The organism is Draconibacterium sediminis (genome assembly GCF_000949475.1).
Taxonomy (GTDB): Bacteria; Bacteroidota; Bacteroidia; order Bacteroidales; family Prolixibacteraceae; genus Draconibacterium; species Draconibacterium sediminis.
The window spans coordinates 161,680-174,390 of the sequence record NZ_JRHC01000003.1; the positions used below are offsets into that span (position 1 = coordinate 161,680).

At 41.5% G+C, this 12,711-nt stretch carries 9 protein-coding genes; 4 read left to right on the top strand and 5 right to left on the bottom strand.

Annotated elements, in window-relative coordinates; genetic code table 11:
• Positions 1 to 52: 52 nt before the first annotated feature.
• A complete protein-coding gene (locus LH29_RS13180; RefSeq protein ID WP_045030560.1) occupies positions 53 to 2,527 on the top strand; it encodes an AsmA family protein in 2,475 nt (824 codons plus the stop codon).
• A 181-nt stretch (positions 2,528 to 2,708) separates the two neighbouring features.
• Positions 2,709 to 3,512 carry an SDR family oxidoreductase gene (locus LH29_RS13185; protein ID WP_045030562.1) on the top strand — a complete coding sequence of 268 codons (804 nt, stop codon included), beginning with the start codon at positions 2,709 to 2,711 and terminating at the stop codon, positions 3,510 to 3,512.
• 190 nt (positions 3,513 to 3,702) lie between these two features.
• On the opposite strand, the gene ahpF is transcribed toward LH29_RS13185, so the two are convergent.
• Positions 3,703 to 5,262: an alkyl hydroperoxide reductase subunit F gene (gene ahpF, locus LH29_RS13190; protein WP_045030564.1), complete on the bottom strand. Its 1,560-nt coding sequence runs from the start codon at positions 5,260 to 5,262 to the stop codon at positions 3,703 to 3,705.
• 70 nt (positions 5,263 to 5,332) lie between these two features.
• Positions 5,333 to 5,896 (bottom strand): alkyl hydroperoxide reductase subunit C, encoded by a 564-nt coding sequence (ahpC, locus tag LH29_RS13195; protein ID WP_045030567.1) that lies wholly within the window; start codon positions 5,894 to 5,896, stop codon positions 5,333 to 5,335.
• Positions 5,897 to 6,018: 122 nt separating this feature from the next.
• Between ahpC and LH29_RS13200 the strand changes: the two genes are divergently transcribed.
• A complete protein-coding gene (locus tag LH29_RS13200; protein WP_045030569.1) occupies positions 6,019 to 6,942 on the top strand; it encodes a hydrogen peroxide-inducible genes activator in 924 nt (307 codons plus the stop codon).
• Positions 6,943 to 7,003: 61 nt separating this feature from the next.
• On the opposite strand, the gene rocD is transcribed toward LH29_RS13200, so the two are convergent.
• From rocD to LH29_RS13215, 3 genes are all read right to left on the bottom strand, one after another.
• On the bottom strand, positions 7,004 to 8,227 hold the full coding sequence (gene rocD, locus LH29_RS13205; protein WP_045030570.1) for an ornithine--oxo-acid transaminase: 1,224 nt from the start codon (positions 8,225 to 8,227) through the stop codon (positions 7,004 to 7,006).
• Between the two features lie 223 nt (positions 8,228 to 8,450).
• Positions 8,451 to 10,505: a BatA domain-containing protein gene (locus tag LH29_RS13210; protein WP_045030572.1), complete on the bottom strand. Its 2,055-nt coding sequence runs from the start codon at positions 10,503 to 10,505 to the stop codon at positions 8,451 to 8,453.
• 44 nt (positions 10,506 to 10,549) lie between these two features.
• Positions 10,550 to 11,527 (bottom strand): isoaspartyl peptidase/L-asparaginase family protein, encoded by a 978-nt coding sequence (locus tag LH29_RS13215; RefSeq protein ID WP_045031030.1) that lies wholly within the window; start codon positions 11,525 to 11,527, stop codon positions 10,550 to 10,552.
• 196 nt (positions 11,528 to 11,723) lie between these two features.
• Between LH29_RS13215 and LH29_RS13220 the strand changes: the two genes are divergently transcribed.
• On the top strand, positions 11,724 to 12,602 hold the full coding sequence (locus tag LH29_RS13220) for a MerR family transcriptional regulator (RefSeq protein ID WP_045030573.1): 879 nt from the start codon (positions 11,724 to 11,726) through the stop codon (positions 12,600 to 12,602).
• The last annotated feature ends 109 nt before the right edge of the window (positions 12,603 to 12,711 follow it).

Here is a 12,711-nt window from a genome sequence, read left to right on the forward strand (position 1 = left end):
AACGTTCTTAAACGTTCTAATGATGTATTTTTGAATCAGAAAACAGAAAAATATGAAACGAATACTAGTAATTATACTCATCGTAATTGTAGTGCTTTTTGGAGCCATTTTGGCAATTCCGGTGTTCTTCAAACAGAATATTCTGAATACAGCAAAAACGACCCTCAATAAACAATTAAATGCTGAGGTTGAATTTGCCGATCTGAAACTGTCGTTGTTTAAAAATTTCCCAAAAGTTACAGTTGATCTGCAGGATGTACTGATCAAAGGGAAAGCTGAGTTTGCACAGGATACATTGCTAAATATCCCGCGTTTTGCTGCAACAATGAATTTGTCATCGCTTTTTAGTTCAGACAGAAGTATTGAGGAAATCATTCTTGAAAAACCCTCGCTGAATTTGGTTGTTGCAGAATCAGGAAATTTAAACTGGGATGTTGCTCCGGCTTCGGCTTCGGCTGAAAAAGAAAGTGCAACCAGAGCTGATGCTGAGGAGTTCCAGTTGGCGCTCGAAAATATTGAGGTGAAGGATGCGCGCCTGATTTATAACGATAAGTTGGCAAAAATGCGTGCCGATTTGGAAGACATCAACCTGGATATTTCGGGCGAAATGTTTGGCAATACTACACAACTGAATATTGGGGGAGTGGTTAGCAATCTTACCTATTCAATGGAAGGGATTAACTATGTGTCGAATACTTCGCTGGATTTGAAAACCTTGCTTGATGTTGATTTTGAATCGATGTTGTTTACGATTGCCGAAAGCGAGTTGCTGATAAACCGTCTGCCACTTGAATTGAGTGGCGATGTTAGCGTGCCCAACGATACTACCTTTCTGAATCTTCAGCTAAAAACAAAAGCATCGGATTTCGAGAACTTTTTAGCGCTGGTTCCCAAAGATTACGAGGAATATTTAAAAGACATTACCACCACCGGATCGGCAACGATTTCAGGTGGCGTTTCGGGCTATTACATTGATGAGGATTATCCGAAAATAGACTTGCAGGTTAAAGTCGACAATGGCAACTTTAAGTATGCCGAAATGCCCGAGGAAATCAAAAATATCAGAGCCGAAATGCTGATCGGAAAACCTCAAGGCGAGCTGGATCTGCTGAAAATAAACATCAACAAAGCACATGCTGAAATTCGTAACAACCCGGTTGATCTGACATTGAAAATTTCGAATCCGGTAAGCGATCCGTTATTTGATGGCGCATTTGTTGGCAAAATAAATCTCGATCATTTAAAAGATGCGCTGCCAATGGACAGCGTAAATATTTCAGGAATTATTGATGCCAATCTGTTTGCCAACGGTCGTTACTCCGACGTTGAAGCCGAGGCTTACGACAAAATAAAATCGGATGGAGTAGTGTTGTTAAGCAACTTTGTTTACGATTCGCCCGATCTCACACAACAGGTGGTAATTCCATCAGGGCAAATGGATTTTTCGCCGCAGAATATTAACCTCGGAAATTTCATCCTTAAAGTTGGTGAAAGCGATTTTCGTTTGTCGGGAAAAGTGAGTAATTACCTGAATTATGTGATGAAAGACGGTGTGCTGAAAGGGAATCTGCAGCTGAATTCGAACTACGTAAACTTAAACGAATTGCTTCGTTTACAGGTAATGGAAGAAGAGGCTGAGCAAAATGCGGAAACAGAACTGGAAACACTGGCTTTTGATGTACCGGAAAATATCGATATCACCTTCCGTTCAACTATAAACCGCGCTGTTTTCAACCGCATTCCGATTACAGACATAAAAGGAGAAGTTCAGGCAGTGGATAAAAAACTGATCCTCGACGGACTGGACATGAACATGCTGGATGGAAAAATGACCATGAACGGATCATACGAAAATACCGCTCAAAACCAACCTTTGTTTGACCTTGGTTTTGACATTGCAGGATTTGATATTCCTACCATGTACCATACCGTAGCGGGGTTCAGGAAACTGATTCCGGGCGCGGGAAACAGTACCGGAAAACTCAGCACAAGTCTGGGAATGAAAGGAAGATTGAGCCCGCAGCTTAAGCTGATTGCTGCCACAACCAACGGTAAAGGATCATTCAGCACCAATAATGTTGAAATTAATGATTCGCCATTGTTTAACCAACTGAGTGGGATTCTGAAAAAGGAAAAACTTCGGAATGTAACTATCGGCGATTTTACAGCAAATTTAACCGTTGAAGACGGAAGCTTGTTGTTGCGTCCGTTTACCACTAAAGTGATTGGGCAGGAAACAACGATAAGTGGAAGTTTAAATGCGGAAAGTTTACTCGATATGCGACTGGATTTTAATGTCGAGCGTGAAATGTTTGGCCCCGATATTCAGAAAATACTGGCTGTGTTACCGGGAAATGAAAAGATTACCATGCTACCGGCCGGAGTTGTTCTGAAAGGTCCGGTTGGCGATGCAAAAGTAAATCTTGATTTAAGTGCCACGCAAAAAGCAGTTACCGATGCCACAAAAGACGATCTGAAAAACTCGTTGAATAAATTGGGCGACGGTCTTAAGAAATTATTCAAATAACATTTACCGCCAATTGGTTTAAACCGGATGGTGTAACTTTATTATCAGAATAGCTTTTGAATATTCTGTGGGGTTTTGTTGTATAATATTAGGTAATCCACAGAATAAACACAGAAAAATGCGTATTTTGCCGACGCAAATTATCTGGGCAACCAGGCAGCATTATCAATTGAATTAGTAAATGACAGACAAAGTAGTTGTAATTACCGGAGCTTCGTCGGGAATAGGAAAAGCACTAGCCGAAAAATATGCAGCAAAGGGTTTCAACCTGGTATTGGCAGCGCGCAGAATTGAGCGTTTAGAGGCGTTGAAAGAAAAACTTTCCAATGTTGAAGTTTTGCCGGTAAAAACCGATGTCTCGAATGAAGAGGATTGCAAGCATTTGATCGATAAAGCAATCGAGCGCTTCGGAAAAATCAATATTCTTATTAATAATGCGGGAATTTCGATGCGGGCGGTACTCGAAGACGTTGAAACCGAAGTATTGCGAAAAGTAATGGATGTGAACTACTGGGGCACCGTTTATTGCACCAAATATGCACTTCCGTATTTGTTGGAGCAAAAAGGTTCTGTTGTTGGGGTGATTTCAACGGGTGGATACATTGGGTTGCCAGGTCGTACCGGCTATTCATCATCAAAATTTGCAGTACGTGGATTTTTAGATACACTTCGGGTTGAATATTTGCGTGCCGGATTGCATGTTTTAGTAGTAGCTCCAGGTTTTACAGCTTCTGAAATTCGCGAAACCGCGCTGGTTGCCGATGGTAGTCAGCAAGGCAAAACACCTCGCAACGAAAATAAAATGATGTCGGCCGAGCGTTGTGCATCAATTATGTACCGTGCCATTAAAAACCGCCGGCGAAAAATGATCGTTTCTTTCTGGGATGGAAAGGTGATTGTTCTTGTGGCTAAACTCTGGGCCTGGTTGGTCGATCAGATTCTTTATGCCGTTTTCAAAAACGAACCGGATTCACCGTTGAAATAGCTAAGAGCCACGAGCCACTAGCTACGAGTTACAAGCATCCAGCATCCAGCATCGAGCATCTGGTATCGGATATCCAGTTGAGCGAAGCGAAATCCCGACCGGAAGCGTCGGGGCATCCAGACAAAAAAAATCCCGACAAAATGCCGGGATGATTTAAAAACGAAAATGTATCACTGTTAATTATCAGTTGTTAATTCTGAACCAGCTTATTTTTAATCTTGTCTTCAAAGGCTGAGAGGGCAGCTTTCGATCCTTCGCCCATTGCAATTACAATTTGTTTGTAAGGAACCACCGAAACGTCTCCTGCGGCATAAACGCCCGCTTGTTTTGTGCGGCAATGCGCGTCAATCTCAATTTCGCCCATTCGGTTGGTTTCAACCACTTCGGAGAATACTTTACTGTTGGCTTGCAATCCAATCTGAACAAACACACCATCAGTAGTAATTGTTTCTGTTTTTTCTGTTTCTCTGTTTTTGTATTCCAATGCGGTAACTTTATTGCCATCGCCAATAACAGCTGTTGTTTGCGCATTGGTGTGGATCGTAACATTTGGTAATGTTTTTAGTTTGTCTTGCAAAACCTGGTCGCCTTTTAGTTCGTCCATAAACTCAAGCACGGTAACTTCCAATGCAATTGACGAAAGGTCGATGGCAGCTTCCAAGCCGGAGTTTCCTCCCCCCACAACAACTACTTTTTTGCCTTTGTAGAATGGCCCGTCGCAGTGGGTACAGAATGCTACTCCTGAACCGATATATTCGTTTTCGCCGGGAACCCCCAAACGTTTCCAGCTTGCACCGGTGGCAATTATCAGTGCAGGGGTTTTAAATGTTTCATTTAACGATGTTTGTACTTCTTTCAAGCCGTCTTTTAGGCTTACATTTTCAACTCGACGGTTTTCAAGTACATCAATCGGGTAGTCTTTTAAGTGGCTCATCAAATCTGCCGAAAGTTTTGTCCCGGTAGTTTGAGGTATCGAAATCATGTTTTCGATTGAAACAGTTTCGTTTAGCTGACCGCCAACTTTTTCGGCCACCAAAGCCACCGAAAAACCTTTTCGTGCTGAATAAACTGCTGCAGATACGCCGGCAGGTCCGCCGCCAACAACTACTACATCATATTCTTTTTCAACGGGTGCACTTGTAACAGGTTCCGAGCCTACCTTTTCTTGCAGTTTGGCCAGCAATTCGCCAATTGATGAGCGGCCAACATGCATTTGTTCGCCATTGGCATAAACCGTTGGAACAGCTTGTATTCCCAGCGCTTCAACTTCTTCTTTGTTAATTTGTCCGTCGATAATTTCGTGACGAATATTGGGGTTTAACAGCGTTAAAACATTTAATGCCTGAACCACTTCCGGGCAATTGGTACAGCTTAGCGAAATGTAGCTTTTTAGTACAATCTCGCCTTTTAGCCCTTTTATCTGGTTGGCAACCGCTTCGTCGGGCAGGTTTTTACCAATGCCGTCGAGGTTTAAAATTGCGGTTAGCAACGACGGAAATTCGTGTCCGTTGGGTATTGCACGAAAAATGATGTTTGTGGGGGTGTTATTTTTTAAGATGGTAAATTCCAGCTCTTTTCCTTCTTCAATAGTAACATCAAATTTTTCCGAGGTAGATGCAACGTCATCCAACAAACCAGTTAGCTGGGCTTTGTCAGGATGAGAATTTGCAACTGCAACCTGAAAGGTGTAATTGTTTTTTAGGGGGCTGAAAACCTCTTTTAATTTATCTTTTATGGCTTGTTGTAACATGACTTTGGTTTTTAAAGGAGCAGCTAAAATGCTGCTCCTGATTTTTTAAGATTTATTTTTGAGACGTTTATTAGATCACACCAACCAGGTCGATGCTTGGCTCTAATGTTTTCTGTCCTTCTTCCCATTTTGCAGGACAAACTTCCGATGGGTTTTCGGCAACAAACTGCAATGCTTTCAAACGACGAAGCAGCTCGTCTGCATTTCTTCCTACATTTCCGGCAACAACTTCGTAAGCAACAATTTCGCCTTGTGGATTTACAATAAATGTTCCGCGCTCAGCCAAACCTGCTTCTTCAATCATTACATCAAACCCACGCGACAAAACACCGGTTGGATCGGCCAGCATCGGGTATTTGATTTTTTTAATTGTATCTGAAGTGTCGTGCCATGCTTTGTGGACAAAGTGTGTATCAGTTGAAACCGAATAAATCTCGGCACCGGTGGCTTTAAATTCTTCGTACTTGTTTGCGAGGTCTTCCAATTCGGTCGGACACACGAATGTGAAGTCGGCAGGGTAGAAGAAAAAGATCGACCATTTTCCTAATACATCCTCTTTTTTTACTGTTTTGAAAGCGTTGTTTGCAAATGCCTGTACTTCAAAATCTACTACTTGTTTTCCAATTTGTGACATAGTTTTTTCTTTAATTAATTAACTTATTTGTGTTTCTCTTTAAATTCTGTTGCAAACATAATGCGCGCCACTTTATTAATCAAACAGATAAAATGTATATTTGTATTGATAAAATCAATATTATGACATTGCAACAATTGGAATATATTCTGGCAGTGAATAAATACAGGCATTTTGTAACTGCTTCGAAACAATGCGGGGTTACGCAACCAACGTTGAGTACGATGATACAAAAGCTGGAGACCGAGCTGGAAGTTGATATTTTTGACCGCTCGAAACATCCGATAGAGCCAACTGCGTTGGGTAAAAAGATTATTGAACAGGCCGAACGCTCAATAAAAGAGATCAGGAAAATCGGAGAACTGGTATCGAATGAAACCGATTCGTTGAGCGGGGCGTTACATGTTGGTGTTATCCCCACTTTGGCCAACTACCTGGTGCCTCGTTTTATTAAATCGTTTGGCGAAAGCTGCCCAACAGTGCAACTTACCATTTCGGAGATGAACACGGCAACGCTGGTTGAAACGCTTAAAAAGGACCGGATAGATATGTTTATTGCAGCAACACCACTCGAGGAACCCGACTTTTTGGAGATTCCTTTATTTTACGAACGCTTTTATGCCTATTTCGCTGCCGATCATCCGTTAAAAGATGTTCCGCTAAACCCTACAAATATGCCGCACGAGAAATTGTGGGTGCTGGAAGAAGGGCATTGTTTGCGCGATCAGGTTTTTAATTTCTGCACCACTAAACTGCCATACAATCATATTTTTGAAGCCGGAAGCATTGACACGCTGGTACGGATTGTTGATATAAACGGTGGTTATACTTTAATTCCCGAATTGCATTTGCCTTTATTAAGTGATGAGCAACGCAAAAATGTACGCGAAATAAAAGACCCGCCGGCTATTCGCGAGGTGTCGATTGTTATTCACAAGAATTTTGTGAAAGAGCGGATTTTAAACGAAGTAGGAGAGGCGTTCAAAGCTATTATTCCGGATGAAATGATTGATGAGCGCTTAAAGAAGTTTGCTATCAGGTTGTAATTAGTTGAAAGGAAGTATAGTGATACTATCACTTCAAGTGATAGTATCACTATTTTTTGGATTAAACTTCAAATTCTTTCAAAGTAGTTTTGATGATTTCAATCGCTTCCATCAATTGTTCTTCGGTAATAACCAAAGGAGGTGTAAAACGAATGATATGCTCGTGTGTTGGTTTGGCAATCAGTCCGTTTTCTTTTAGAGCCAGACACACGTCCCACGCTGTTTTTCCATTGGTAGGTTTTATGGCAACAGCGTTTAATAGTCCTTTGCCACGAACTATTTCAATCAATGGCGAATCGATCGATAGCATTTCTTCTCGGAAGATTTTGCCCAGTCGCTCTGCATTTTCAACCAGCTTTTCGTCCTGAATAACATCTAGTGCCGCCATCGCAACTTTTCCTGCAATCGGATTGCCGCCGTAGGTACTACCGTGTTCACCGGGTTTTATGGTAAGCATAATTTCATCGTCGGCCAGCACACACGAAACCGGGTAAATTCCGCCCGACAACGCTTTCCCCAGCACCAAAATATCGGGCCGAACATTTTCATGATCGCAAGCCAGCATTTTTCCTGTGCGGGCCAAACCGGTCTGTACTTCATCGGCCACAAACAAAACATTATATTTTTTACACAGCTCACTGGCTTTTTTCAGGTAGCCGTCTTCAGGAACATAAACGCCTGCTTCTGCCTGAATGGGCTCCACAAGAAATCCTGCCACATTCGGATCCTGTAACTCTTCTTCCAGTCGATTAAGATCGTTGTAAGGTATATTTACAAAACCGGGCGTGTACGGACCATAATGGCTGTAGGAATCCGGATCGCTCGACATGGAAATGATGGTGATGGTACGCCCGTGGAAATTACCGTCGCAAACCACAATTTTGGCTTCGTTTGTTGGAATGCCTTTTACTTTATAGGCCCATTTGCGAATCAGTTTCAAAGCTGTTTCATCCGCTTCGGCCCCCGAGTTCATCGGCAACATTTTATCGTAACCAAACAGCTTGGTCATATACTCTTCCCATTCGCCCAAAACGTCGTTGTAAAATGCCCTCGACGTTAATGCAAGCGTTTTTGCCTGTTCGGTAAGTGCATCAATAATTTTTGGATGACTGTGGCCCTGGTTAACAGCTGAATATGCCGCCAGAAAATCGAAATACTTTTTACCCTCAACATCCCATACAAAAACGCCTGCGCCTTTCGATAGAACAACCGGTAGCGGATGGTAATTGTGAGCGCCAAATTTATCCTCTTTGGCGATGTAGTCTGCAGAACTTAATTTAGTCATAGTGTAGCTTTTTATAATCGTCGTTTTATTTCTCGCAGATAACGCTGAATTACGCTGAAACTCCTCTTGGGATTATTATTTGCGCGGATTTGCGTAATCTGCGAGAAACCGTGATCTTATTTTAATGCAGAATTACGATTTTTGCGCTGAAAAAGCAACGGGAGTAGTGGTGTTAAAAAGCAGTGAGAAAAATCAGCTAATTGAGCGGATACGAGTGTTTTCTCTATTTCCAGAAACGTGCAATGAGCACCTCACACAGAATAAAGAACAATGCCAGCAGTAAACACCATTTCCACAATTGACGGCCATTTTGAATGTCGTCGAATATCTCAGAGAAATTGCGGTCAACTTCCTCAATAACCGTTGCATTGCTTAGCTGATTGGTTTGCAGCCGGGTATTTAGCTCATTTGTCTGGAAATAGCGCAAATCCGATTCCAAACGATTATAGTTGAAGGCCATTGACGCAATGGTATTATCATCGTTTTCAATCAGGTAATGACCATCGGTGGTTATCTGTTCGCCAAATTCGAGACGAATATTTCTGCCGTTGATATTTTTTACAGGAATAAATTTTTCTGCAGTTCCGGCATGCTCGATTTCGATCGACGAATTCAGATCAACCGTCAGGTTGCGGGGTAGGTTGATAAAGCTGTTTTTTCCAACAATAAACGACATTTCCTGTTTGGGTAAACTATTCAAAACAATGTTGTAAAGTGTTGGTACAAAAAGCACATCGCGGGCAAACGATTCGTTTTTTTGCGACAGGGGAAATGCAAATACCCACACTTTTCCATCCAGGTAATTGAGTTGCGAAAGTGCTTTGTCGCCATTTTGAAATGCCAGCAGTGTGTGCTCGTCGGTTTGCATAGTTTGTGCAAAACGAAAGTGCCCATCAACCTGTGGCAAAACCGGATTTTCTTCCCGCTTTTTGAAAACATCGGCATAAAACTTATTCTCGTAATCAATAGCCGAAATATCCTGTTTTGTGGAATCGATACGAGCCATACGATTTGCTCCGAACGTTGCCAGTAAACGGTTTCCGGCACTCATGTCACTTATCCATTTCGGGAACAGAACCACTGACGTTCCGGTGTTTACAACAGATTCAAGCTCGTTTAACAAGCCGCTTGAGAAATTGTCGATATTCAGCAAAAATATGGTGTTGTAGTCGCTCAGTCGGTTGGCTTGCAGGTTTTGGCGGTTCATTTCGTCGAGCACCACATAATCGTCGTTATTAAACAAGGCACGTAAATAATTCAGCCCTTCCTGCGAGTCGGTGGCATCGGTGTAAAGTGCCAGTGCTTTTAACTTCGGCTCCACAAAATAGCTGATGTACCAGTTGTTATCATGCGTAAACGGATAATCTGTGATCTCTATTTTTCCCAACTGCGCTCCACTGCTGGTATTGTTGTATTTAAGGTTGGCAATAATTTCGTTTTGTGCTTCAATTGAGAAATTCGTGATGGATTTTATTGAGTCGTTCAGAAACAGCTTTAAGGGCAAATTCTGGTAATTCTGGTTCGAGCTGTTTTTAATGCGTACGAACATATTTTCTTCCTGCCCCAAACCATGAGCCGGATATTCCACCCAGCACGAATCGATATAAAGATTAGCCACTTCGTTGGGAACCAGCGGCAGGTAATAACTGAATATCCCGTTATCCGAAAAATTATCGATGTTGGTAATGCTGCGTTGAAAATCGGAAATAAAATACAGGTTTTTGTCGGCCTCGTTATCGTTCAATTCGCTTGCAAAGCGGTTGTAGATGATCGACAGCGGTACCACTGTTGGGCTGGCCTGAATAGCTGAAACCTGCTGAATAAACTGTTCCTTATTAAAAATATGCTGGTGTTTCGGATTTAAATCGTTGGTAAATAACCTGAATTTTGTTCCGGGAGGGTAGGCCATACAAATTTCAAGGGCTTTGTTGCGCGCCACTTCCAGCAGCTGTCCCTGTTCCGAGAGGGCATTCATCGAAAACGAATTGTCGATGTGAACGGCCACCAACTGTTTGCTTTGTTTTTGCGCATCATCGTTGGTGGGAATAAACGGTTGGGCAAACGCAAAAACCAGGAAAATTATGGTAAGAATTCGAGCGGCAAGAAGGAGTAATTGTTTTAGCCTTGATTTCTTTTTCGATTCATTTTTGATGTCTTTTAAAAAACTGACGTTGCTAAAATACACGGTTTTATAACGCTTGAAGCTGAACAAGTGTATCAATACTGGGATGGCAACTGCCAGTAGTGCAAACAAAAATGTTGGATAAAGAAACTTCATGCCGGTTTTTCGTTGTGTCTATTTACTTTGGGACCTCAGTTTTTTTATTCGTTTTTAAAAATAGCAATTTCTTTTTCGCCGCTTGATTTTATGTATCCACGAAACATTCCGCTGGTGTTAAATTCCATGGCAATGTTACCATCGGCATCAACAGCAATAACACCACCGGTGCCTTCAAGTTCGCTTAATTTGTCGATTTCTTTTTTACAGGCCTCGGTCACACTCAGGTTTTGGTATTCCATCATTGCCGAAATGTCGCGGGCAAAACCCAAACGAATGTAATATTCGCCATGACCGGTGCATGAAACAGCACATGTTTTATTGTTGGCATAAGTACCTGCTCCAATAATTGGTGCGTCGCCAATGCGGCCATACTTTTTGTTCGTCATTCCACCGGTTGATGTACCTGCGCATAAATTTCCGTGTGTGTCGAGAACTACACAACCAACTGTTCCCGTATTGTCTTTTTGTGTACGCTCGCGTTCACGTTTTAATAAACTTTGCAGCGACTGGTAACGGTGCTCGGTATAAAAATACTTGTTGGGAACGATTTCAAGGCCCTGTTTTTTTGCAAAGTCCGAGGCGCCTTTCCCGCTTAGCATTACATGTTCCGAATTGTCCATTACTTCGCGCGCCGCATTTATCGGGTTTTTAATATCCTGCACGCCTGCAACGGCTCCGGCATTTAATGTTTTGCCTTCCATAATGGAAGCATCCAGTTCGTTTATTCCGTCGTGCGTAAATACAGCTCCTTTGCCGGCATTAAATAGTGGCGAGTTTTCCATTACGTTAATCACTTTCACCACAACATCGGTAGCTGCGGCACCATCCATTAGCATTTGTTCGCCTAACTCAAGTGCTTCGTTTAACTTGGCTTTGTAGTTGGCGCGGGCCTCTTCATCCATTTTGTCTTTCGACATAACGCCGGCACCTCCGTGGATAACAATAGTGTATTTCTGTGCATTGACAGTGAGCAAACCTGCTACAAAAAACAGGGCGAGAAATAAAGTTCGTTTTAACATGGTATGCATTTTCTTACAAAATTGACATAAAATTTAAAATGCTAAAGCAAACAGTCTATAATCTTACAAAAATTAATTTCTGCAGCAACATATTATAGTTTTGTTTATTATTTGTAGTTTTAACCTTAAACAAAAAAACTGTTGCCAATGTTGTTAATATAGTTTAGATACGCATGACAACTTAATTTCACGAGAAATGAAAACAGAAGGATATTCAATAAAAGATTTGGAAACCTTATCGGGTATAAAGGCGCACACCATTCGAATTTGGGAGAAACGATATGATTTGCTAAAGCCTGAACGAACCGATACCAATATCAGGTATTACACTGATGACGATTTGAAACGCATGTTAAATGTTTCGTTATTGGTGCGCAATGGTTATAAAATCTCGAAAGTGGCTGCCTGGAAAGAAGCTGATATAAAACAAACCGTGCTTGATGTGGCCAAAACAAAAAAATCGGAAGAAGGTTATGTCGATCGGCTTTTACTTTTTATGGTAAATTTTGATAATGTTGGATTTACTGCGTTGGTAAACGAGATTATTGAAAAGTATGGGTTGGAAGAGGCCATGCAAAATATATTCTTCGCCTTGTTCGAACGCATTGGTACTTTCTGGCAGGTTGGTTCTATTTTTCCGGCACAGGAACATTACATTACTAGTTTTATCCGACAGAAGATAATTGCTGCGATAGATGCACACGGCATCACGAACTCAAAAGAAAAGACCATTCTGTTTTATCTTCCTGAAGAAGAATTACACGAACTGAGTTTGTTGTTTTATTCATACCTGGCTCTAAAGTTGGGGTACAACATTATTTATTTAGGACAGTTTGTACCATTTGCTGACCTGGAAAAGATTCAGTCTCACGTTGAATTGGATTTTATATTTACAGCATTTATCAGCCCGATACAGAAGGAAAACCTGGAAAATTACCTTGAAAAATTGAAAGAATTATACCAACAGCAAAAAGTGTTTATAACCGGTTGGCAGGTAAAAGAACACGCACCAAAATTGCCTCGAAACTTTAAAGTGGTTAAAGATTACCGCGAATTTAAAAAGTATCTTGGTTAATGAATTGAATCAATCGGGAAAGTGATTTTTATGTTTGTTGGTAGCAAAAACATTTACCCATATAAGGAATAGCAATAGCAATAGTAATATCGTTATGGATGTATAGATA

What these genes read in the sequence shown, in the direction of transcription:
- LH29_RS13180 (WP_045030560.1), top strand. Translation starts at nt 53, where the DNA reads ATGAAACGAATACTAGTAATTATACTCATCGTAATTGTAGTGCTTTTT.
- LH29_RS13185 (WP_045030562.1), top strand. Translation starts at nt 2,709, where the DNA reads ATGACAGACAAAGTAGTTGTAATTACCGGAGCTTCGTCGGGAATAGGA.
- ahpF (WP_045030564.1), bottom strand. Translation starts at nt 5,262, where the DNA reads ATGTTACAACAAGCCATAAAAGATAAATTAAAAGAGGTTTTCAGCCCC.
- ahpC (WP_045030567.1), bottom strand. Translation starts at nt 5,896, where the DNA reads ATGTCACAAATTGGAAAACAAGTAGTAGATTTTGAAGTACAGGCATTT.
- LH29_RS13200 (WP_045030569.1), top strand. Translation starts at nt 6,019, where the DNA reads ATGACATTGCAACAATTGGAATATATTCTGGCAGTGAATAAATACAGG.
- rocD (WP_045030570.1), bottom strand. Translation starts at nt 8,227, where the DNA reads ATGACTAAATTAAGTTCTGCAGACTACATCGCCAAAGAGGATAAATTT.
- LH29_RS13210 (WP_045030572.1), bottom strand. Translation starts at nt 10,505, where the DNA reads ATGAAGTTTCTTTATCCAACATTTTTGTTTGCACTACTGGCAGTTGCC.
- LH29_RS13215 (WP_045031030.1), bottom strand. Translation starts at nt 11,527, where the DNA reads ATGTTAAAACGAACTTTATTTCTCGCCCTGTTTTTTGTAGCAGGTTTG.
- LH29_RS13220 (WP_045030573.1), top strand. Translation starts at nt 11,724, where the DNA reads ATGAAAACAGAAGGATATTCAATAAAAGATTTGGAAACCTTATCGGGT.